The organism is Microbacterium sp. LMI1x-1-1.1, from assembly GCF_040676205.1.
In the GTDB taxonomy this organism is placed as follows: Bacteria; Actinomycetota; Actinomycetes; order Actinomycetales; family Microbacteriaceae; genus Microbacterium; species Microbacterium aquilitoris.
On sequence record NZ_JBEGHM010000002.1, the window covers coordinates 532,410 to 554,951 of the forward strand.

17 protein-coding genes and 2 riboswitches are annotated in these 22,542 nt (G+C 68.6%); of the genes, 14 read left to right on the forward strand and 3 right to left on the reverse strand.

Going from position 1 to position 22,542, the window contains the following annotated elements:
• Positions 1 to 5: 5 nt before the first annotated feature.
• Positions 6 to 683 carry an NUDIX hydrolase gene (locus MRBLMI1x_RS10255; RefSeq protein WP_363458613.1) on the reverse strand — a complete coding sequence of 226 codons (678 nt, stop codon included), beginning with the start codon at positions 681 to 683 and terminating at the stop codon, positions 6 to 8.
• A gap of 163 nt (positions 684 to 846) precedes the next feature.
• Between MRBLMI1x_RS10255 and MRBLMI1x_RS10260 the strand changes: the two genes are divergently transcribed.
• From MRBLMI1x_RS10260 to gcvP, 5 genes are all read left to right on the forward strand, one after another.
• Positions 847 to 2,019: a MarP family serine protease gene (locus MRBLMI1x_RS10260; protein WP_020097083.1), complete on the forward strand. Its 1,173-nt coding sequence runs from the start codon at positions 847 to 849 to the stop codon at positions 2,017 to 2,019.
• A gap of 62 nt (positions 2,020 to 2,081) precedes the next feature.
• Positions 2,082 to 2,167, forward strand: a riboswitch (glycine riboswitch).
• Between the two features lies 1 nt (position 2,168).
• Positions 2,169 to 2,260: riboswitch (glycine riboswitch) on the forward strand.
• A gap of 74 nt (positions 2,261 to 2,334) precedes the next feature.
• Positions 2,335 to 3,699: an L-serine ammonia-lyase gene (locus tag MRBLMI1x_RS10265; protein ID WP_363458615.1), complete on the forward strand. Its 1,365-nt coding sequence runs from the start codon at positions 2,335 to 2,337 to the stop codon at positions 3,697 to 3,699.
• A gap of 11 nt (positions 3,700 to 3,710) precedes the next feature.
• On the forward strand, positions 3,711 to 4,829 hold the full coding sequence (gcvT, locus tag MRBLMI1x_RS10270; protein ID WP_363458617.1) for a glycine cleavage system aminomethyltransferase GcvT: 1,119 nt from the start codon (positions 3,711 to 3,713) through the stop codon (positions 4,827 to 4,829).
• Positions 4,826 to 5,206, forward strand: coding sequence for a glycine cleavage system protein GcvH (gene gcvH, locus MRBLMI1x_RS10275; RefSeq protein ID WP_018188294.1), 381 nt, complete (start codon positions 4,826 to 4,828; stop codon positions 5,204 to 5,206). Before gcvT ends, gcvH begins: the two co-directional genes overlap by 4 nt.
• Positions 5,203 to 8,058 (forward strand): aminomethyl-transferring glycine dehydrogenase, encoded by a 2,856-nt coding sequence (gcvP, locus tag MRBLMI1x_RS10280; RefSeq protein WP_363458619.1) that lies wholly within the window; start codon positions 5,203 to 5,205, stop codon positions 8,056 to 8,058. The genes gcvH and gcvP overlap by 4 nt, the downstream gene beginning before the upstream one ends.
• 189 nt (positions 8,059 to 8,247) lie before the next feature.
• On the opposite strand, the gene MRBLMI1x_RS10285 is transcribed toward gcvP, so the two are convergent.
• Positions 8,248 to 9,270, reverse strand: coding sequence for a hypothetical protein (locus MRBLMI1x_RS10285; protein WP_363458621.1), 1,023 nt, complete (start codon positions 9,268 to 9,270; stop codon positions 8,248 to 8,250).
• Positions 9,271 to 9,517: 247 nt separating this feature from the next.
• On the reverse strand, positions 9,518 to 10,312 hold the full coding sequence (locus MRBLMI1x_RS10290) for a CPBP family intramembrane glutamic endopeptidase (protein WP_363458623.1): 795 nt from the start codon (positions 10,310 to 10,312) through the stop codon (positions 9,518 to 9,520).
• Positions 10,313 to 10,508: 196 nt separating this feature from the next.
• Here MRBLMI1x_RS10290 and MRBLMI1x_RS10295 point away from each other — a divergent pair, with 196 nt between their 5' ends.
• The 9 genes from MRBLMI1x_RS10295 (at position 10,509) to MRBLMI1x_RS10335 (ending at position 22,534) form a co-directional block, all read left to right on the forward strand.
• On the forward strand, positions 10,509 to 12,149 hold the full coding sequence (locus MRBLMI1x_RS10295; RefSeq protein WP_256335291.1) for a peptide ABC transporter substrate-binding protein: 1,641 nt from the start codon (positions 10,509 to 10,511) through the stop codon (positions 12,147 to 12,149).
• A 188-nt stretch (positions 12,150 to 12,337) separates the two neighbouring features.
• Positions 12,338 to 13,267, forward strand: a complete 930-nt coding sequence (locus MRBLMI1x_RS10300) for an ABC transporter permease (protein ID WP_363458625.1) — start codon at positions 12,338 to 12,340, stop codon at positions 13,265 to 13,267.
• A complete protein-coding gene (locus MRBLMI1x_RS10305) occupies positions 13,257 to 14,198 on the forward strand; it encodes an ABC transporter permease (RefSeq protein ID WP_018188288.1) in 942 nt (313 codons plus the stop codon). Before MRBLMI1x_RS10300 ends, MRBLMI1x_RS10305 begins: the two co-directional genes overlap by 11 nt.
• Positions 14,195 to 15,916, forward strand: coding sequence for an ABC transporter ATP-binding protein (locus MRBLMI1x_RS10310; protein WP_020097091.1), 1,722 nt, complete (start codon positions 14,195 to 14,197; stop codon positions 15,914 to 15,916). The genes MRBLMI1x_RS10305 and MRBLMI1x_RS10310 overlap by 4 nt, the downstream gene beginning before the upstream one ends.
• Positions 15,913 to 16,521, forward strand: a complete 609-nt coding sequence (locus tag MRBLMI1x_RS10315) for a hypothetical protein (RefSeq protein ID WP_363458628.1) — start codon at positions 15,913 to 15,915, stop codon at positions 16,519 to 16,521. Before MRBLMI1x_RS10310 ends, MRBLMI1x_RS10315 begins: the two co-directional genes overlap by 4 nt.
• 228 nt (positions 16,522 to 16,749) lie before the next feature.
• The gene (locus MRBLMI1x_RS10320) at positions 16,750 to 17,733 is read left to right on the forward strand and encodes an ABC transporter permease (protein ID WP_018188285.1); all 984 of its coding nucleotides are present in this window, start codon (positions 16,750 to 16,752) and stop codon (positions 17,731 to 17,733) included.
• 1 nt (position 17,734) lies between these two features.
• Positions 17,735 to 18,661: an ABC transporter permease gene (locus tag MRBLMI1x_RS10325; protein ID WP_363458630.1), complete on the forward strand. Its 927-nt coding sequence runs from the start codon at positions 17,735 to 17,737 to the stop codon at positions 18,659 to 18,661.
• A complete protein-coding gene (locus tag MRBLMI1x_RS10330) occupies positions 18,654 to 20,783 on the forward strand; it encodes an ABC transporter ATP-binding protein (protein WP_363458632.1) in 2,130 nt (709 codons plus the stop codon). Before MRBLMI1x_RS10325 ends, MRBLMI1x_RS10330 begins: the two co-directional genes overlap by 8 nt.
• 65 nt (positions 20,784 to 20,848) lie before the next feature.
• Positions 20,849 to 22,534: an ABC transporter family substrate-binding protein gene (locus tag MRBLMI1x_RS10335; protein WP_363458634.1), complete on the forward strand. Its 1,686-nt coding sequence runs from the start codon at positions 20,849 to 20,851 to the stop codon at positions 22,532 to 22,534.
• Positions 22,535 to 22,542 lie beyond the last annotated feature (8 nt).

Below are 22,542 nucleotides of genomic sequence, written 5' to 3' on the forward strand. Positions count from 1 at the left end.
GTCCTTCACTGCGGGAGCGGGCCGCGGTCGGCCAACTCGACGTCCTGGTTGTAGCGGTAGAGGCGGGCGGGCCGGTGGCTTCCGGTGCGGAAGTCGTCGGTGGGGATGAGGGTGTCGGATCCCTCCACCTGGCGGCGGAAGTTGGCGGGGTCGAGGCGCCTGCCGAGGATCGCCTCGTACACCTCGCGCAGCTCGGCGAGAGTGAAGCGGTCCGGGAGGAAGCCGTGGGCGATGCGGCTGTAGCCGACCTTGTTGCGCAGTCGCCACAGGGCGTAGTCGACGATGTGGTTGTGATCGAAGGCGAGCGCGGGGAGGGCCGTCGCATCGAACCAGGCGACATTGTGCTGTTCGGTCGCTTGGGTGACGTCCTCGCGCACGAGCGCCCAGTACACGATGGAGACGACCCGACCGGGGGAGCGGCCGAGGTCGCCGAACGCGTAGAGCTGTTCGAGATAGCTCGGTGAGAGCCCGGTCGTCTCTGCGAGGGTGCGGGATGCCGTGGCCTCGAGGTTCTCCGCGGGGTCCACCCACCCGCCGGGCAGAGCCCACTGACCCTCGTGCGGGTCGCGCGTCCGGCGCACGAGCGGCAGCTCGATGCGGGCGTCGTCGGCCTCGCGGCGCAGGCGGAAGATGACCGTCGACACGGCGACGCCGATGGGGGTGGAGGGAGTTGTTCTTGTCATGGTGACCTTAAGTACGGGACCGATCTTAAGGTCACTTCGACACGAACCGCAACACGGACGGTGACACGAACGGTGACACGAACCGATTTCCCAGCAGCCGCGTCCTACGCTGATCACGAGTGACCGCCGGCTCTCCCGGGCGGACTCGTCAAGGGAGGCCGCCGTGCTCGTCGTCGACATCATCGTCGTGCTCGTGCTCATCGCCGCACTGTTCGGCGGACTCCTGCGCGGTCTCGTCGCGACGGCGGGCACGCTGATCGGCGTCGTGCTCGGCGCCGTCCTCGCTGTCTGGCTGACGCCCGTCATCGCTCCGACCTTCGCGGGGTGGGAGTACCGCAGCCTCGTGCTCGCGATCATCGCGCTGGCCATCGTGGTCCTCCTCGCCTCCCTCGGCACGGCGGTGGGCGCTCGCGTGCGCCGACGGGTCGATCGGGTCAAACTCGCCCCGCTCGACCGCATCCTGGGCGGTCTCGTCAACACCGCCGCAGCCGCCCTCGTCCTCCTCCTCGCGAGCGGGGCGATCGTCGGATCCGGGATGCCGGTGGTCGCCCCCGCCGTCGCCTCCTCGCGCGTGCTCGGCGCCATCGACGCGCTGACCCCGCCGGCGGTCGATTCGGCGCTCGCCGAGTTCCGCGGATTCATCGTCGACGAGGGCATCCCGCGCGTGGGCGAACTGCTCGCCCCCGAAGTCGAGCCGACGGCACCCCCGGTCGCGCTCGACGATCCGCAGCTCGAGCGGGCCGGGGCATCCGTCGCCCGCATCAGCGGCAACGCGTACGCGTGCGGCGCGTCCCTGACGGGATCCGGTTTCGTGGTGGCGACCGACCTCGTCGTCACGAACGCCCACGTCGTGGCCGGTGTCGACACCCCGCTCGTGGAGCTCCCCGGTCGCGATGCCGAGGAGGGGCGAATCGTCTACTTCGACCCGATCGACGACCTCGCGGTCATCAGCGTCTCGGGGCTCGACGCCCGCCCGCTCCCGATCGTGGGCGACGTGGCGGCCGGCACACCGGTCGCCGTGCAGGGGTACCCCCTCGGCGGTCCGTTCACCAGCAGTGCGGCATACGTGCTGTCGGTGGGCGACGCGATCGTCTCGGACATCTACGAGAAGAGCTCGCAGCCACGCGAGATCTACGCGCTCCAGGCGGACGTCCGGCCCGGCAACTCGGGCGGACCGCTGCTCACCGAGGCGGGCGAAGTGACCGGTGTGGTCTTCGCCCGAGGCCAGGACGACGCATCGCGCGGCTACGCGATGACGACCGACGAGCTCCGCCCCGCGCTGGAGGTCTCACCCGACGCGGCGACGGTCTCGTCGGGGGAGTGCACGAGCGACTGACGCCGTATCGGCGCAGCGGGCCCCGATGATAGGCTCGCGCTCACAATCGCACACCGGACCATCGCGTCTGCTCGGGAGAAGCCCTCGTGGCTGCCGAAGGAGCAATCCCTCCCCGGAATCTCTCAGGCCCCCGTACCGAGCCGACATGGTCACTCTGAAAAGCGGCATCCTCGGATGCCCGCCGACGGGGCAAGCGGGCATCGCCCGTGAAATCTCTCAGGCCGATGACAGAGGGGGAGGAACTCACCCGCATCCCGCTGCGCCGTCAGGAGTTCCGTTGTTCCCACCGTCACACCCACCCGCTCGATCATCGCGATGACTCCGAGCATCGGCGTCTTCGACCTCTTCACCGTCGGTATCGGGCCGTCCAGCTCGCACACGGTGGGACCGATGCGAGCCGCCGCGGACTTCGTCTCCCGCATCGATGCCGACGCGGCGAACCGCGTGCAGGTCGATCTGTACGGCTCCCTCGCGGCGACCGGTCGCGGACACGGCACGCTGACCGCCGTCCTGCTCGGGCTCGAGGGCCTCGAGCCCGACGTGGTCCTGCCCGCCCAGGTCGAGGAGCGGACGGCCGCGATCGCCGACGAGCGTCGGGTGCGGATGGGCGGCACGGGCGAGGTCCCGCTGTGCGAGGACGACGTCATCCTCCACCCCCTCACGATCCTCCCGGGGCACACCAACGGCCTGCGGCTGCGGGCTTGGGATGCCGAGGATGTCCTCCTCGACGACGCCGTCTACTACTCGACCGGCGGCGGCTTCATCGTGCGCGACGGCGAGCAGGCTCAGGCGCAGGCGGCGGCATCCGTCCCGTTCCCCTTCGAGACCGCGGCGGAGCTCCTCGCCCACTGCGACCGCGAGGACCTGTCGATGGCCGAGATCCAGCGCCGCAACGAACTCGTCTCCCGCACCGGCGACGAGATCGACGGCGGCATCCTGCATCTCGCCGACGTCATGAGCGAGAGCGTCGTCTCCGGTGCCTCGCGCGAGGGGATGCTGCCGGGCGGCCTGCGGGTCCCGCGCCGCGCGCCCGCCTGGAGAAACAGGCTGCGCCTCGACGACCCGACGGGCGACGATCCCGCCCTCTGGCAGGAGTGGGTGAACTTCGTCGCCCTCGCGGTCAACGAGGAGAACGCGTCCGGCGGGCGGATCGTGACCGCACCGACGAACGGCGCCGCGGGGATCATCCCCGCCGTCCTGCATTACGCGACCCACTACGCGGCGAAGGGGCGGTCTCGCGACGAGGTCGTCATCCCCTTCCTGCTCACCGCGGCCGCGATCGGCGTCCTCTACAAGGCGCGTGCCTCGATCTCGGGCGCCGAGGTCGGTTGCCAGGGCGAGGTCGGGTCCGCGTCGTCGATGGCGGCCGCGGGACTCGCCGAAGTCCTCGGAGGGACGCCCCGGCAGGTCGAGAACGCCGCCGAGATCGCGATGGAGCACAATCTCGGGCTCACGTGCGACCCGATCGGCGGTCTCGTGCAGATCCCGTGCATCGAACGTAACGCGATCGCCGCGGCGAAGGCGATCAACGCCGCCAAGATGGCGCTGTGGGGCGACGGCACCCACCGCGTCTCGCTCGACGAGGTCATCGTGACCATGCGCGAGACGGGGCGGGACATGAGCAGCAAGTACAAGGAGACGGCGCTCGGCGGCCTCGCGGTCAGCGTCGTGGAATGTTGAGCGGAGACGGCATGACCGAGACCACGACCGAGCCGCGGCGATCGCCGCTGCATGAGCTGCACGAGCGGCTCGGCGCATCCTTCACCGATTTCGGCGGCTGGCTGATGCCCGTCCGCTACACGTCGGACCTCGCGGAGCACCACGCGGTGCGGGGGAGCGCGGGACTGTTCGACATCTCGCACATGGCGGAGTTCCGCATCGAGGGTGCGGCGGCGGCGGACTTCCTCGACCGTGCCCTCGCGGGTCGGCTCTCGACGATGAAGGTGGGAAAGGCCAAGTACTCCCTCGTCCTTGCGGACGACGGCGGCATCGTCGACGACGTCATCGTGTACCGCATCACCGAGGACGAGTTCCTCGTCATCTCCAACGCGGGCAACCGTGCCGAGGTCGCGGCCGCCTTCGCCGCCGTCGAGGCCGGTGACGCGCGCATCGAGGACATCACCGACCGGATGTCGCTCATCGCCGTGCAGGGCCCGGCGGCCCGCGGCATCCTCGAAGCCACCGCCGGGATCGAGGACGTCGATCCCGCGTTCGCGGACATGACCTACTACTCCTGGGCGCTCGGGTCGTTCCAGGGTCGGAGCCTGTTCGTCGCCCGCACCGGGTACACCGGCGAGGACGGCTTCGAGCTCATGGTCCCGAACGAGACCGCCGAGGGCCTCTGGCACGCCGTCTCCGAGGCGGGCGCCGCGCACGGGCTCGTGCCCGCCGGTCTCGCTGCCCGCGACACGCTCCGCCTGGAGGCGGGGATGCCGCTCTACGGCCACGAGCTCTCGCGGGACATCGCCCCCGCGCAGGCCGGGCTCGGCCGCGTCGTCGCCCTCGACAAGGAGGAGTTCGTCGGCAAGGACGGTCTCGCCGCCCGCGACCTCGACGGCGCCCCCGTCCTCGTCGGTCTCGCCGCCGAGGGCCGCCGCGCCGGTCGTGCCGGCTACGCCGTGCTCTCCGGCGACGAGACCGTCGGCGAGATCACCTCGGGAGCCCTCAGCCCGACCCTCGGCCATCCCGTCGCGATGGCCCTCGTCCACCCCTCGGCATCCGCTGAGGGCACCGTCCTGACCATCGACGTCCGGGGGACCCGCATCCCCGCGACCGTCACCGCCCTCCCCTTCTACCGGAGACAGAAATGACCGACCTCACCGCCCTGTCCTACACCGCCGAGCACGAGTGGATCGCCTTCGACGGCGACGTCGCGACGGTCGGCATCACCGACTACGCCGCCGAGAAGCTCGGTGACGTCGTCTTCGTCGAGCTCCCCGCCGTCGGCACCGCCGTCACCGCGGGCGACACCTGCGGCGAGATCGAGTCGACCAAGTCCGTCGGCGAGCTCTACGCGCCGCTGACCGGAGAGGTCGTCGAGGTCAACGACGCCGTCGTGGACGACCCGTCCTCCGTCAACGCCGGTGCCTTCGACGCGTGGCTCGTCAAGATCAAGGTCGACGGGGCGCCCTCGGGCGACCTCCTCGATCGCGACGCCTACGTCGCACTGACGGGCGGCGACGCGTGAGCTCGACCTTCCGCGACCGCCACATCGGCACCGACTCGGCCGCGCAGGCCGAGATGCTCCGCGTCCTCGGCCGCGACTCGGTCGAGGGTCTCGTCAACACGGCTGTGCCCGATGCGATCCACGTCGCCGAGCGCGACAGCATCATCCCGCCCGCGGCGACCGAGGCGGAGGCACTCGCGGAGCTCCGCGAACTCGCGTCGCAGAACCGCTCCGCGCGCGCGATGATCGGCCTCGGCTACTACGACACGCTGACCCCGTCGGTCATCCAGCGGAACGTCCTCGAGAACCCGTCCTGGTACACGGCGTACACGCCGTACCAGCCCGAGATCTCGCAGGGCCGCCTCGAGGCGCTCATCAACTTCCAGACGATGGTGACCGACCTCACGGGACTCGCGACCGCCAATGCGTCGATGCTCGACGAGTCGACGGCCGTCGTCGAGGGGATGCTGGTCGCCCGCCGCGCCTCGAAGTCCGCGTCGAACGTGTTCCTCGTCGACGCCGACGCGATGCCGCAGACGAAAGCGCTGCTGCGCCACCGCGCAGCCGCCGTCGGCGTCGAGATCCTCGAGACCGATTTCTCCGAGGTCCCCGAGGTCCCCGAGGCGTTCGGCGCCTTCGTGCAGTACCCCGGCGCGACCGGTCGGGTCTGGGACCCGTCCGAGGTCATCGCCGCCGTGCATGCGCAGAAGGGGCTCGTCGTCGTCGCGGCCGACCTCCTCGCGCTCACGCTCCTGCGCTCCCCGGGATCGATGGGCGCGGACGTCGCCGTCGGGACGACGCAGCGCTTCGGCGTGCCCATGGGCTTCGGCGGACCGCACGCCGGCTACATGGCCGTCCGCGCCGGTCTCGAGCGTCAGCTGCCGGGGCGCCTGGTCGGCGTGTCGATGGATGCCGCGGGCCAGCCCGCCTACCGTCTGTCGCTGCAGACCCGGGAGCAGCACATCCGCCGCGAGAAGGCGACGTCGAACATCTGCACCGCCCAGGTGCTGCTGGCCGTCATGGCCGCGATGTACGCCGTCTACCACGGCCCCGACGGGCTCAAGCGGATCGCCGAGGAGACCACCGCCAAGGCGTCGCTCCTGCGCGACTGGCTGGTCGGGTCGGGCGCCGAGGTCCTGCACGAGGCGTACTTCGACACGCTCGTGGTCCGCACTCCGGGTCGCGCGGAGGACGTCATCGCCGATGCGCGCCGCCGCGGCTACCAGCTGTGGTTCCGCGACAGCGACTCGGTCGGGATCTCGGTTGACGAGACGACGACCGTCGCGGACCTGCAGGCCGTGGCATCCGTCTTCGGCGTCGACTCGTCGAAGGTCTTCGTTCCCCTCCGGGACCGGAACGCCCACCTGCCGGCGGCTCTCCGTCGCGTGGACGAGTACCTGACGCATCCGGTGTTCAACACGCACCGCTCCGAGACCGCCATGATGCGGTACCTGAAGCAGCTCGCCGACCGCGACTACGCGCTCGACCGCGGCATGATCCCGCTCGGCTCGTGCACGATGAAGCTCAACGCGGCGACCGAGATGGCGGCGGTGTCGTGGCCCGAGTTCGCGCGGGTCCACCCGTTCGCGCCGGCCGACGACGTCGCGGGCTACCTCGTCATGATCGAGCAGCTCGAGGCGTGGCTCGCCGAGGTCACCGGGTACGACGCGGTCTCGCTGCAGCCGAACGCCGGGTCGCAGGGCGAGCTCGCGGGGCTCCTCGCCATCCGCGGCTATCACCACTCGCGCGGCGACCTGCACCGGGACGTCTGCCTCATCCCGTCGTCCGCGCACGGCACCAACGCGGCATCCGCCGTCCTCGCGGGGATGCGGGTCGTCGTCGTCGCGTGCGACGAGGCCGGCAACGTCGACCTGGCGGATCTACGAGCCAAGGTCGAGACGCACGCCGACAGCCTCGCGGCGCTCATGATCACGTACCCGTCGACGCACGGCGTCTACGAGCACGACGTCAGGGACATCACCGGCGCCGTCCACGCCGCCGGCGGTCAGGTGTACGTCGACGGTGCGAACCTCAACGCGCTGCTCGGGTTCGCCCGCTTCGGCGACCTGGGCGGCGACGTGTCGCACCTGAACCTGCACAAGACGTTCGCGATCCCGCACGGCGGCGGCGGACCCGGTGTGGGCCCCGTCGCGGCGAAGGCGCACCTCGCCCCGTTCCTGCCCTCCCACCCGATGGCGCAGCGAGCCGAGCACGCCGGCGGTCACGTGTTCGACGGCGGTCCGGTCTCGGCCGCGCCGTACGGCTCGGCATCCATCCTGCCGATCTCGTGGGCGTACGTGCGGATGATGGGCGCCGACGGACTCCGGCAGGCGACCGCCGCCGCGGTGCTCGCGGCGAACTACGTCGCGCGTCGCCTGGAGGGCCACTACCCGGTGCTGTACGCGGGTGAGGGCGGGCTCGTCGCGCACGAGTGCATCCTCGACCTGCGTCCGCTCAAGGAGGCCACGGGCATCACGGTCGACGACGTCGCCAAGCGGCTCATCGACTACGGCTTCCACGCCCCGACGATGTCGTTCCCGGTCGCGGGGACGCTCATGGTGGAGCCGACGGAGTCCGAGGACCTCGCCGAGCTCGACCGCTTCGTCGAGGCGATGATCGCGATCAGGGCCGAAGCGGATGCCGTGGCCGCGGGGGAGTGGCCGGCGAACGACAACCCGCTGGTGAACGCGCCGCACTCCGCGGCATCCGTCATCACCAGCGAGTGGGCGCATCCGTACCCCCGCGAGATCGCCGTGTACCCCGTACCCGGCATCGTGCGCACGAAGTACTGGCCGCCCGTCCGCCGCATCGACAACGCCTACGGCGACCGCAACCTCGTCTGCGCCTGCCCTCCGATCGAGGCCTTCGCCTGAGGCGGCCGGGCGCCGGGCCCCTTTTCGCGAGACTGCACGCTGACGCCGAGACCGTGGGTTAACCCCTCGGTCTCGAAGCGTCCGTGCAGTCTCGCGGCGAGGGATGCTGCCGCCCCCGCGGGCCCCGGAGCGTCGCCGCACGAGCCCGGCCCGCCCCCGAGACTGCACGCAGCGCACGAGACCTCGGGTTCAGGCCCCGGTCTCGGCGCGTGCGTGCAGTCTCGCGGCGGGGAGATGCGGCGCGAGCGCTGCGCGGGCCGTGGCGAGGCGGTACGGGTCGGGGAGCGCGATGCGCGGAAGACCCGCGCCGCGGAGGATCCCGTCCAGCGCATCGGGGTCGACGAGGTCCGACCAGCCCCAGTGCAGGACCGAACGGATGCCGCGTGACCGGAGTCTGTGGTCCCGCTCACGGCGCGCGCGCAACAACGACGCCGGGTCGCCGAACCGGCCGTCGTATTTGAGGTCGCCGTCCGCCTCACCGACGATCTCCGATCCGGGCCACCAGAAGTCGGAGCGATCGGTCGCGCCCGGTCCGCTCCACTCCGTCTGCAGCTCGGGTTCCTCGTAGCCGAGCAGTTCGATGATCGCCCGGCTCGCGGACTCGAGGGTGGACTCCGCCTCCGCCCGGGCACGATGCAAGGGCCACCGGGCGATGCGGCGCCCCCGCGAACTCGGTCGCTGCTCGTTCTGCTCGACGAGCGACTCCACGGATGCCGCCGGATCCAGTCGTAGTGCGGCGTCGGCTGCGATGAGCCCCACCACGACGTGCCGAGCTCGCGCGAGATCGACGGCGCAGTCCGACGGCGAGACGGCGGCGAACCCGCCGAGGTCCACGACGTCCCGCGCGCCCGTCGTCGTGTGCATGCGGAGGCCCGCGTGCAGGCGCGAGGTGCGGGTCGGATCGCTCAGGGCGTGGACGACGCCGGGATCGCCGAGGATCGGCATCCCCCAGATCGCCGCGGCCGACTCATGGCTCAGGACGAGCCCCGGGTGCACGAGGATCGTGGCGTGGATGCGGGCCACGTATCGTTCCCACGGGGCCAGTGGTCGCCACGCCGTGGTCGGCGCGTAGACGCCGCGCACGACGGACACGAGCTCGCCGCGTGCTGCGATGCGGGCGGCGTGGGGCACGTCCCGCGCCCGCAGGAGCGGCACGGGGCACGCGACGGGAGTGCGACGGACGACGGGCGGGGGATCGGCGATCACGGGCATGGCCCCGATGGTCCCGAGCCGTCACCGTCCTGACCGCCGCAGCAGCACGCCCCGTGGACACCCCGCCCGCCGCCCTCGCGGTGGAGGAACCGTCCGCCGCCCCCGGTCCCCTCCACGAGACTGCACGCGGCCCACGAGACCGCGGCCCCACGCCGCAGTCTCGGCGCGAGCGTGCAGTCTCGGCGCGCGCCTGCAGTCTCGGCGCGAGCGTGCAGTCTCGCGGAACCCGGAACCCGACGCTGGAACCCTACGCCGGCGGTCCGAACACCCCGGGCCACCACGCGGCGGCGAGGGGGTACCCGACGAACGCCACGATGTCGATCAGCACGTGCGCGACGACGAGGGGCATGACCCGACCCCACCGCGAGTAGACCCAGCCGAACGCGACCCCCATCGCCATGTTCCCGATGAGCGGACCGAAGCCCTGGTACGCGTGGTACGAGCCCCGCAGCGCGGCGGTCGACAGGATGATCGCCCACGTGTTCCAGCCCAGCTGACGCAGCCGGTCGAACAGGTATCCCACCATGATGACCTCTTCGAGAAGCCCGGCCCGGAGCGCCGCGAGGAGCAGGAGCGGCACCGTCCACCAGGAGGAGTCGATCGGCGAGGCATCCACTTGGACGGTGATGCCCAGGACGCGGCCGAGCGCATAGAGACCGAGACCCGGCACGCCGATCACGAGGACGAGGAGCGCGCCACCGCCGAGGTTGCGTCCGAACCGCTCGAAGGTCAGGCCGATCTTGGCGAAGCCGGAACGGGCCGGCTCCCAGAGCAGATAGATCGCCAGCGCCACGGGCGCGAAGGCGAAGAACGCGTCGAGGAACTGGCCGATGACGTCCCACACCGCGGACGGCGCCGCACCCGGATTGAGCGAGGTCTGCTGATCGCCGAGGGGCGCGCGGGTCAGCGCCTCGATGAGTGCGAGCACCGAATACACCGCCGACCGGCCCAGCGAAAGGGCGAGAACGATCCCGATCTCCCACCACAGACGCGCGCGTGACGGCGTGGACGTGGCGGCGGGGGAGTCCGTGAAAGCGGCCATCCGGTCAGGATGCCACGTCCGCACGAGTGCGGGATGCTGCGGGGCCCCACCGATCAGACTGCTTTATCCAGAGGTTCCCAAGTAAAGGCTGTGTAACGGTCTTGTGAGGGATTTGTCGCATTGCGCTCAGCCTGCTTAGTGTGCTTCTCATCACGCCTGGGTCGCTAAGCCTCGACCCGGGCTTTCATTAGGTCTCATGGAGGACACTTTGAAGCGCAACAAGATCGGCGTGGCGGGCCTCGCCCTGCTCGGCGCCACCAGCCTGGTTCTCGCAGGCTGCGCGAGCAGCGGTGGCGACACCAACACGGACGACAACTCGTCCGGCGGCACCACGACCGAGGTCATCACGACCAACGGCTCGGAGCCCCAGAACCCGCTCATCCCCACCAACACGAACGAGACCGGTGGCGGCAAGGTCGTCGACTCGATCTTCGCCGGCCTCATCTCGTACAAGGCCGACGGCTCGGTCGAGAACGACGCCGCAGAGTCCATCACCACCGACTCGCCCACCCAGCTGACGGTCAAGATCCGCGATGGCCTGAAGTTCACCAACGGCGAAGCCGTCACCGCTGACAGCTTCATCAAGGCGTGGAACTACGGTGCACTGGCATCCAACAAGCAGAACTCCTCCTACTTCTTCGAGGACATCGAGGGCTTCAGCTATGAGAAGGACTCCGAGCTCACCGGTCTGAAGAAGGTCGACGACCTGACCTTCACCATCACGCTGAACAAGCCGGCATCCGACTTCGCACAGCGTCTGGGCTACTCGGCCTACGCGCCGCTTCCGTCCGTCGCGTTCGACGACATGAAGGCCTTCGGTGAGAACCCGATCGGCAACGGCCCGTACAAGCTGGCCAAGGACGGCGCGTGGCAGCACAACGTCCGCATCGACCTGGTCGTCAACGAGGACTACGACGGACCGCGCAAGCCGAAGAACGGCGGCCTGGACATCGTCTTCTACGCCAACCCGGACGGTGCCTACACCGACCTGCTCGGCGGCAACCTCGACGTGCTCGACTCCATCCCGGACAGCGCTCTCGAGAACTACAAGACCGACCTCGACGGTCGCTCGGTCAACCAGCCGGCCGCCATCTTCCAGTCGCTGACGATCCCCGAGTGGCTCGACGGCTTCCAGACCGACGAAGAGGGCAAGCTCCGCCGCGCCGCGATCTCGCACTCCATCAACCGCGATCAGATCACCGACGTGATCTTCAAGGGCACCCGTACGCCCGCGAAGGACTTCACGTCGCCGGTCATCGACGGCTGGAGCGACTCGGTCCCCGGCAACGACGTCCTCGACTACGACCCGGAGCTCGCCAAGGAGCTGTGGGACCAGGCGAACGCGATCAAGCCGTACAGCGGCAAGGAGTTCACGATCTCCTACAACGCTGACGGTCCGCACCAGGCCTGGGTCGACGCTGTATCGAACTCGGTCTCGAAGGTCCTCGGCATCAAGGCCGTCGGCAAGCCGTTCCCGGACTTCGCGACCTACCTCGACGCCCGCGACAACGAGAAGGTCGATGCCTTCCGCTCCGGCTGGCAGGCGGACTACCCCGGTCTGTACAACTTCCTCGGCCCGCTCTACGCGACCGGTGCAGGCTCCAACGACGGCAAGTACTCGGACAAGAAGTTCGACGACCTGCTCGCCAAGGGCATCAGCGAGACGGATGAGGCTGCGCGCAACTCCACCCTCCTCGAGGCCCAGTCGGTCCTCTTCGAGGACCTGCCCGCCATTCCGCTCTGGTACTCCAACGTCAACGGCGGTTGGGCCGACGGCGTGAAGAACGTGGAGTTCGGCTGGAACTCGGTGCCGCTGTACTACGAGATCACCAAGTAATCTGCTCTCAGCATCACCTCACACGAGGCGGTGACGGTCACCCGTCACCGCCTCGTGGCGTGACCCGTCCATCTCACCTTTCTCTCAGGAAACGAGGTTGAGGATGGGACACTCAGGGGCGCCGCGTTGCGGGGCCCTTCTTCGTGCGTGAGCACTGATCACGTCTTTTCCCTGAAAGGGGGCCGAGGGTGGCCTATTACATCCTCCGACGGATCCTGCAGGTGATTCCCGTGTTCCTCGGGTCCACACTGCTGATCTATTTCATGGTCTTCGGACTGCCAGGAGACCCGGTCGCGTCGCTGTTCGGCGACAAGCAGCCGCCGCAGGCCGTCATCGATGCGCTCCGCGACCAGTACAAGCTCAACGAGCCGTTCATCGTCCAGTACGCGAACTACCTCGGCGGCATCTTCCGCCTCGACTTCGGGACGACGTTCTCGGGCCAGAGCGTGAACGACGTGCTCGCCCGCACGGTCCCCGTCACGATGCGCCTGGCGGTCATGTCCGTCGCGATCGCCTTCGTGCTCGCCCTGATCATCGGCGCGCTGTCGGCGATCTGGAAGGGGTCGATCTTCGACAACGGCGCGCTCGTGACGGCGCTCATCTTCATCGCGATCCCGATCTTCGTCCTCTGCTTCCTCGCGCAGTACTTCCTCGGCGTGCAGCTGGGATGGTTCCGGCCGACGGTGGGTGGACGCAACGACTGGGGCGATCTGTGGCTTCCCGCGATCGTGCTGGGTCTCAGCATCTACGCGTCCAGCATGCGACTGACGCGTGCCTCCATGATCGAGACGCTCGGTCAGGACTGGGTCCGCACTGCCTACTCGAAGGGCCTCTCGCGCCGTCGTGTCATCCCCGTGCACGTCCTGCGCAACTCGATGATCCCGATGGTCACCGACACGGCCACCCAGTTCGGCATCCTCATGGTCGGAGCCACGGTCACCGAGGGCATCTTCAACGTGCCGGGTGTGGGCAACACGCTCTTCACGGCTATCACGCAGCGCGAGACGCCGACGGTGGTCTCCTTCGTCACGATCTTCGTCGTGATCTACGTTCTGGTGAACCTGGTCGTCGACCTTCTCTACGGCCTGCTCGACCCGAGGATCCGCTATGTCAAGTAACTCCGCACACTACGTCGCACCGACGAACACGGAATCGGTCCCGGTCGACCAGCTCCGCCTCAGCGAGAAGAAGAGCAATCTCTGGATCGACGCGTGGCGCGACCTGCGCCGCCGTCCGACGTTCTGGATCTCGGTCGTGCTGTGCGCGATCATCGTCGCCATGGCGGTCGCACCGACACTCTTCACCTCGGTGGCGCCGTCCGGCGGCGTCTGCACCCTCGACAACAGCAACGGCGATCCGACGGCGGGACACCCGCTCGGCTTCGATCGACAGGGCTGCGACATCTGGTCGCGCGTCGTCCACGGAACGCGCACGTCGATGATCGTCGGTGTGATGGCCACGCTGATCTCCACGGTCATCGGTGTCATCATGGGCGCTCTCGCCGGCTTCTACGGCGGATTCCTCGACACGGTGCTCTCCCGCGTGGGCGACGTCTTCTTCACGATCCCCTACATCATCGCGGCCGTCGTCGTCATGTCCGTCCTGGCGGACTACCGGAACGAATTCGTCCTCGCCCTCGCGATCGGTGGATTCTCGTGGGCCAGCACGGCGCGCATCGCCCGTGCCGAGGTCCTTCGGGTCAAGCAGTCCGACTACGTGACCGCGTCGATCTCGATCGGGCTGTCGCGGTTCCGCACCATGGTGACGCACGTCCTGCCGAATGCGATGGCACCCGTCATCGTCGTCACCACCTTGAGCCTCGGCACGGCGATCGTCGCCGAATCGACGCTGTCCTTCCTGGGCGTCGGTCTCGGGGGCTCGACGGTCTCCTGGGGCCTCGACATCAGCCAGGCGCAGAACCAGATCAGGTCGGCGCCGATGGCGCTGTTCTGGCCGTCTCTCGCGCTCACGATCTCGGTGCTCGCGTTCATCACCCTCGGTGAGCTCCTCCGCGACGCCGTCGACCCGAAGTCGAGGGCCCAGCGATGAGCGATATCGAGAACCCCACCAGCCGCGCGCGTCTGCGCAGCAGCACCAAGGAGAGCGTCGTGTCGCAGCCCCTTCTGCAGATCCGTGACCTCACCGTGTCGTTCGGCACGGGCAAGAAGGCGCGCGAGGTCCTGCACGGTGTCGACCTCGATGTCTTCCCGGGCGAGACCGTCGCCATCGTCGGGGAGTCCGGGTCGGGCAAGTCGACGACGGCAGCCGCCGTCATCAACCTGCTCCCGGGTACGGGAGCGGTCACGGGCGGATCCGTCACGCTCGACGGTGTGGACCTCCTCGGCGCCAGCCGCCGTGAGATGGAGTCCATCCGCGGACGCGACATCGGCTACGTCCCGCAGGACCCGATGTCCAACCTGAACCCGGTCTGGTCGATCGGATTCCAGGTCGAGGAGGCGGTCCGCGCCAACGGCCTGGCATCCAACCGCAAGGAGGCCCGCGCCCGCGCGATCGAGGTCCTGAAGCAGGCGGGGCTGGCCGATGCCGAGCGTCGCATGCACCAGTTCCCGCACCAGTTCTCCGGCGGGATGCGTCAGCGGGCGCTCATCGGCATCGGCCTCGCAGCCGACCCCAAGCTCCTGATCGCGGACGAGCCGACGAGTGCGCTCGACGTCACCGTGCAGCGCGTCATCCTCGACCACCTGGCCTCGCTGACCCGCGAGAAGGGGACGGCCGTCCTGTTCATCACGCACGACCTCGGCCTCGCCGCAGAGCGTGCCGATCGCATCATCGTCATGAACCAGGGCGAGATCGTCGAGTCCGGTCCGAGCCGAGCGATCCTCGAGGCTCCGCAGCATCCGTACACGCAGCGTCTCGTCGCGGCCGCCCCGAGCATCGCCTCGCAGCGCATCCAGGCGGTCGCCGAGCGTCGCGGTGTCGAGCACCTCGAGGAGGTCGTGGACGCCAAGCCCGTCGTCGAGGTCCGCGATCTCGTCAAGGAGTACAAGATCCGTTCAGGCGGGTTCCGCAGCGAACCGTTCCGTGCGGTCGACGGTGTGTCCTTCCAGATCCCGCGCGGCAAGACCCTCGCACTGGTGGGGGAGTCCGGTTCGGGCAAGTCGACCGTCGCCAAGATGGTCTTGCAGCTCGAGAAGCCGACGAGCGGCTCCGTCCTCGTCGACGGCGCGGACACGTCGGGCATGAGCCGCAAGGAGGTCTTCGGGCTGCGCAGCCGTATGCAGCCCGTCTTCCAGGACCCCTACGGCTCGCTCGACCCCCTGCGCAGCATCGGCGCTCTCATCGCCGAGCCGCTGCGCGTGCACGGCGTGGGCGACGAGAAGTCGCGTCGCGAGAGGGTGTTCGAGCTGCTCGACCAGGTGTCGCTCCCGCGTGAGGTCGCCTGGCGCTACCCGAACGAGCTCTCCGGGGGCCAGCGTCAGCGCATCGCCATCGCGCGCGCCCTCGCGCTCAAGCCGTCGATCGTCGTCCTCGACGAGGCCGTCTCGGCGCTCGACGTGCTCGTTCAGGACCAGATCCTGCGCCTGCTCGCCGAGCTGCAGTCCGAGCTCGACCTGACCTACCTCTTCATCACGCACGACCTTGCCGTCGTGCGTGTGGCCGCCGACCTCGTCTGCGTCATGGAGCAGGGTCGCGTCGTCGAGCAGGGCACCGTCGACGAGATCTTCGCGTCGCCGGCGGAGGACTACACGAAGCGGCTCCTCGCCGCCATCCCGGGTGCGGAGATCCCGCTCGGCGGAAACCTGTGAGCAACGCCCCTCGACACGGCGAGGCGGGCTCGGGATCATCCCCGGCCCCCTCGCCGCGGGTGTTCCGCGCCCCGTCGGGTGTGGCCGCGTTCATCCTGGCGTCGATCGCCGCGCTCCTGCTCCTGGGAGACGCGGTCGTGCGCGCGGGCTGGGCCGAGATGCTCCTGCTGGCCCCCTGGCTCCTGCTGGTGGTCTGGTTCATCTACGTCGCGACGTTCGCGTCCCATGTCTCCATCGACGCCGACGGTGCGACCGTGCAGAACCTCCTGCGCATCGTGCGCATCCCCTGGGCCCGGGTGAGCGACGTCGGCGTCCGTTACCAGGTCAGGTTCACCCTGGATGACGGGCGGATCGTCAATGCGTTCGGCGGCCCGGTGGCGGGTCGCCCGGCCCGCCCGGGCGTCCGGGCCGCGGACAACCCCCGCGCGCGCATCCCTCCGGCGCTCCGTGACCTCGAGCTGATCCGCGAGCAGTGGCTGGCGGCCGCCGAAACCGGTTCCACCACACGGGTCTCGCGCAGGTGGGATCTCCCCACCCTCGGCGTGTTGCTGTTACTGGCGCTCTGGGCACTGGGCGCCGTGATCATCAGCGGCGCTGCGGGCTGAGCGTACTGGCGGTTTTGCGGCGCGTTCACAGGCATTTTGCGAGCAGGTCACGCAATGTTACGTTCATACAAACAGTTCTCCAGACGGTCTTGTCAGCGTTGATGAGCGAGTTAGGGTCGTTGAGGCCGGACCCGGTTCCGGCACTTCGAACGCAACGCAAGAGCGCGTAAGCCCGAGAAAGAGCACCACCATGTCTGTGCCAGCGACCCGAATCACCGGGATCTCCCGGTGACGCTGTACGTCCTCCGCCGGTTCGTCAACTACGCGATCCTGAGCCTGATCGCCACGTGTATGGCCTACGTCCTGGCCAGCGCGATCTTCAGGCCCGGCGACGCCTTCTACGGACGTAACCCTCGCCCCCCGCAGGCGTCCATCGATGCCTCGCTCGCGCAACTCGGGCAGAGCCCGGACATGCCCGTGGTCGTCCGACTCTGGCACTGGCTCGTCGGCCTGTTCACGCAGGGATCTCTCGGCATCACGATCGGCAAGCAGCCGGTCGTCGAGGAGATCATCGCGCGCTCGGGTGCGAGCCTTCGGCTCCTGCTCATCGGATCGATCATCGGCGCGATCGTCGGCGTCCTCCTCGGCGTCTGGGGCGCCGTCCGGCAGTACCGGGCGAGCGATCAGATCGTCACCTACTCGTCCTTCCTGATCTTCGCGACGCCGACCTTCGTCATCGGCGTCCTGCTGATGATCGGAGCGACTGCTCTGAACAACGCAGTCGGCGTGCAGCTCATCACCTTCACAGGCGAGTACAGCGCCGGCATCAACGGAAGCTGGTGGGACCTGACCCTCGACCGAGCGGTCCACCTCCTTCTGCCGACGCTGGCGCTCATCCTCACCAGCGCCGCGAGCTATTCGCGTTACCAGCGCAGCGTCATGCTGGACGTCCTCGGCGCCGACTACATCCGAACGGCCCGGTCCAAGGGGCTGGAGCGCGGGCCGGCCCTCTTCCGACACGGCGTGCGCATCGCGCTGATCCCGATGTCGACCTTCTTCGCGTACAACTTCGGCACACTCGTCGCCGGGTCCGCCATGCTCGAGATCGTCTTCAGCTGGCGCGGCATGGGGCAGTTCCTGCTTCAGGCCGTGAACACGAACGACGTCAACGCGGCCGCGGGAAGCACCCTGTTCGTCGCCATCCTCGTGCTGCTCTCCTCGACGTTCTCGGAGATCATCTACGCCGCCCTCGATCCCCGTGTGAGGAGCTGACATGGTCATCGCTCAACAAGAAGCCGTCGAAGCGGGCCTCGACGAGGAGAAGACGATCACCCGTCAGCGGCGACCGCTCTCCCGCAACGGGCTCGTCTGGCAGCGGCTGCGCGGGATGCCGCGGTTCTGGGTCGGTGCCATCGCCTTCGGCCTGATCGTCGTCCTGTCGATCATCGGGCCGTTCCTCACGCCGTGGTCCATCACCGATCGCGACGTGTACAACATGGGGATGGGGCCGACGCTCCGCCACTGGTTCGGCACCAACAGCATCGGACAGGACATCTTCGCCCAGACGATGGCGGGCCTGCAGAAGTCCCTCATCATCGGTCTCGTCGCCGGCATCCTCGGGACGTTGCTCGCTGCCGTCATCGGCTCCGTCGCCGGCTACGTCGGAGGCGTGACCGACAAGGTCATCAGCTGGTTCACCCACCTGCTGCTCGTCGTTCCATCGTTCTTCATCCTCATCCTGCTCAGCCCGCTGTTCAAAAGCCTGTCGTGGATCGCGCTGACGTTCTTCCTGGCGATCTTCAGCTGGATGATCATGGCGCAGGTCGTGCGCAATCAGACGCGCTCCCTGCGCAACCGCGACTTCGTGCGCGCCGCGCGCTATATGGGGCTCCCCACCCGGAAGATCCTGAGCCGCCACATCCTCCCGAACATCGCGTCGCTGCTGATCATCGACGTGACCCTCGGAATCGTCTCGATGATCATGTCGGAGACGTCGCTCAGCTACTTCGGCTTCGGCGTGCAGAAGCCGGATGTCTCGCTCGGCACCCTGCTCGCGGACGGCACGTCGGCTGCGCTGACCCGCCCGTGGCTGTTCGTCTTCCCGGCCGGCGTCCTCGTCGTCCTTCTTTTCGCCATCAGTCTCATCGGCGACGCCCTGCGCGATGCGATCGACCCGACCTCGGGGGCCAACCGTGCCTGAATCCCTCCCCACTCCGACGCAGTCCCGTCGCACGCCTCTCCTGTCGGTCCGCGACCTCAGCGTCACCTTCCCGCAGCGCGGTTCGGGCGACGTGCAGGCCGTCCGCGGCATCTCGTACGACGTCCACCCGGGAGAGTTCCTCGGCATCGTCGGCGAGTCCGGCTCGGGCAAGTCCGTGTCCTCGCTCGCCGTCATGGGTCTCCTGCCCAGCAACGCGCAGGTGACCGGCGCGATCGAATTCGAAGGCAAGTCGCTTCTGGGCATGGACGACAAGAAGCTGTCCCGCATCCGCGGCAAGCAGCTGTCCATGGTCTTCCAGGATCCGCTGTCGGCACTGACTCCCGTCTACACCGTCGGCGACCAGATCGCCGAGGCGCTCCGCCTCCACGACTCGAAGCTGTCGTCCCAGGCTGCGGCCGCGCGGGCCGTCGAGCTGCTCAAGACCGTCGGCATCCCCGATCCCGATCGGCGTGCCAAAGCGTTCCCGCACGAGTTCTCCGGTGGGATGCGCCAGCGCGCGATGATCGCGATGGCGATCGCGAACGACCCGAAGGTGATCATCGCCGACGAGCCCACGACGGCACTCGACGTCACCATCCAGGCGCAGATTCTCGAGGTCCTCGAGAAGGCCAAGGAGATCACCGGCGCCGCCGTCGTCCTCATCACTCACGACCTCGGTGTCGTCGCGGGTCACGCCGACCGGGTGGGCGTCATGTACGCCGGCAAGCTCGTCGAGCTCGGCACCACCGATCAGGTCTTCCACGAGCCGCAGATGCCCTACTCCATCGGGCTGCTGCGGTCCGTGCCGAACATGCTCACCGCCGGTACGCAGCGGCTCGTTCCTCTCGAGGGGCGCCCGCCGTCCCTCGCGGCCTTGCCGAAGGGATGCCCCTTCGCGGCCCGCTGCCCGATCGCCGTGGACGCGTGCCGTCAGGTCGAGCCCGACCTGATCGCCCACGATCCGGCATCCGGTCCCGATCACGTCGCCGCCTGCATCCGCGGTGGGGAGATCGCCCGGGGCGAGATCTCGCGAGGTGAGGTCTTCACGGTGGCGGACCCGATCATCGACGGCGAGCTCGTCGATTCCGGTGCCGAGCCGGTCGTCGAGGTCACCGACCTGCGTCGGCACTTCCCGCTGATGAAGGGCGCGGTCTTCCCTCGCCGGGTGGGCACTGTCCGCGCCGTCGACGGCGTCTCGTTCTCCTTGAAGCCGGGTCGGACGATGGGCCTGGTCGGGGAGTCGGGCTGCGGCAAGACGACGACGATCCTAGAGATCATGGAGATGACCGCACCGCAGTCCGGATCCATCAAGATCAACGGCAAGGATGTCGGCACGCTCAGCCCGCGCGAACGCCACGCGCTCCGTCGCGATGTGCAGATCGTCTTCCAGGACCCCATGGGCGCGATCGACCCGCGCCTGCCCATCAGCGAGGTCATCACCGAGCCCCTCTGGGCGATCGGTGCCAAGAAGTCGGACCGCGACGAGCGCGCTCTCGAGCTGCTCGATCTCGTCGGCCTGGATCCCTCCATGGCCGACCGCTATCCGCACGAGTTCTCGGGCGGACAGCGCCAGCGCATCGGCATCGCCCGGGCCCTCGCGACGAACCCTTCGGTCATCGTGCTCGACGAGCCGGTCTCGGCGCTCGACGTGTCGATCCAAGCGGGTGTCATCAACCTGCTCGAGGACCTCAAGGCGCAGCTGGGGCTGTCGTACCTCTTCGTCGCTCATGATCTGGCCGTCGTCCGGCAGATCGCCGACGACGTGGCCGTGATGTACCTCGGCTCCGTCGTGGAACAGGGGCCGGTGTCGACGGTCTTCGACAACCCGCAGCACCCCTACACGAAGGCGCTCATCTCGGCGGCTCCCATCCCCGACCCGCGCATCGAGCGCGGTCGTGCCCGGGTGCTCCTGCAGGGAGACCTGCCGAGCCCGACGCAGGAGATCAGCGGATGCCGGTTCCGCACCCGCTGCCCCCTATACAAGCTCCTCGACGAGACGCGCCAGGAGCTGTGCCGTTCCGCCGAGCCGGAACTGATCGCCCACGGTCGTGCGCGCGTCGCCTGCCACCACGTCGAGGACTCGACGCTGGTCGACGAGGTCGCGCTGTCGACCGCATCCTGAACCCCCTCCGGCGGGCGCACCATTCCGCCGGTGGTCACCAAAAGGTAAACGAGAGGAACAATCACATGAAGATTCGAGGTGCAAAGCCGTTCGGGTCTTTGGCGCTGCTCGGCGTCGCCGCACTCGTGATCTCTGGTTGTGCTGCCGGAAACACCGGTGCGCCCACCCAGAGCGAGTCAGCAGCCCCGGAGCTCCCCGCCACGGCGTGGACTCGCGCTGACGCGGCCAAGGTCAAGGACGGCGGCACGCTGACCCTCGCGGTCGGATCGCTGCCCGTGCAGTTCAACACGAGCCAGGTCGACGGCAACGAGTCGGACACCAACAGCATCATGGCGCCGACCACCGGTGGTCCCTTCAAGATCAAGGAAGACGGCACGCCCGTCGTCGACGAGAACTACGCCGCCTCGGCCGAGGTCACGAGCGACGACCCGCAGGTCGTCGAGATCAAGCTGAACCCCGAGGCGAAGTGGGAAGACGGCTCGCCGATCACGGTCAAGGACTACGTCGCCTACTGGAAGGCTCAGAACGGCACGAACAAGGCCTACACCCCGGCATCCACGGCGGGCTGGGAAGACGTCTCGTCGGTCGAGCAGGGTACGGACGAGTTCGACGTCAAGATCACCTTCTCGAAGGTCTACGCCGACTGGCAGGCCATGTTCACGGGCGGACTGCTGCCCGAGTCCATCTCGAGCGACCCGGCCGCCTACAACGACGGCTACCGCACGAAGGCCGTCCCGTCCTCGGGTCCGTTCAAGATCTCGAAGATCGACACGACCGGTCAGGTCGTCACCCTCGAGCGCAACCCGCAGTGGTGGGGCGAGGCCCCCAAGCTCGAGACGGTCTTGTTCCGCGCGGTCAGCCAGGACCAGCAGGGCGCTTCGTTCGCGAACTCGGAGCTCGATGCGCTGTACATCTCGGCGAACGCCGACCTGTACCAGACGGCCAAGACGCGCTCCGACGCCAAGATCGAGACCTCCGGTGGCACGACCTGGACGCACGTCACGATGAACGCGAAGAAGGGCCCGCTCGCGGACGTCAACGTCCGCAAGGCCGTCGAGGCGATCGTGAACCGCGAGCAGATCGCCGCCTCGGCGAACACGCCCGTCGATGCTCCCGCCATCACCCAGGGCGACTTCATCTTCATGCCCGGCCAGAACGGCTACGAGGACAAGGCTCCCAAGACCGACACCAAGAAGGCGGCGGAGTACCTCAAGGAGGCCGGCTACGAGGGCAGCGAAGGCAAGAGCTGGACGAAGGACGGCACGCCTCTCAAGCTGAGCGTCACCGTTCCCGCCGACACGGCGACGAACATCCAGCGCTCCGAGCAGGTCCAGGCCGACCTGAACGCGTTCGGCATTCCGGTGACGCTCGACACGGTCCCCGCCGCGACGTACTTCAGTGACTACGTCATCCCCGGCAACTTCGAGATGGTGTCGTTCTCGTGGGTCGGCACGCCGTTCCCGATCTCGTCGTCGGAGGCGCTGTACTACCCGGTCGACTCCGAGTCGAACTTCACGGGCACGACGGACGAGAAGCTGGGCGACCTGTACGACAAGTCGAACTCCGAGCTCGACCCCGCCAAGCGCATCGAGATCGCCAAGGAGATCAACGATGTGATCTGGAACTACATGCCGATGTTCCCGATCGCGCCGCTCCCGAACGTCTACGCGGTCAAGGACGGCCTCGTCAACTGGGGTGCCACCCAGTTCGAGACCATCGACTGGACGATCGTCGGCTGGGCTGCCGAGTAAGCAGCAAG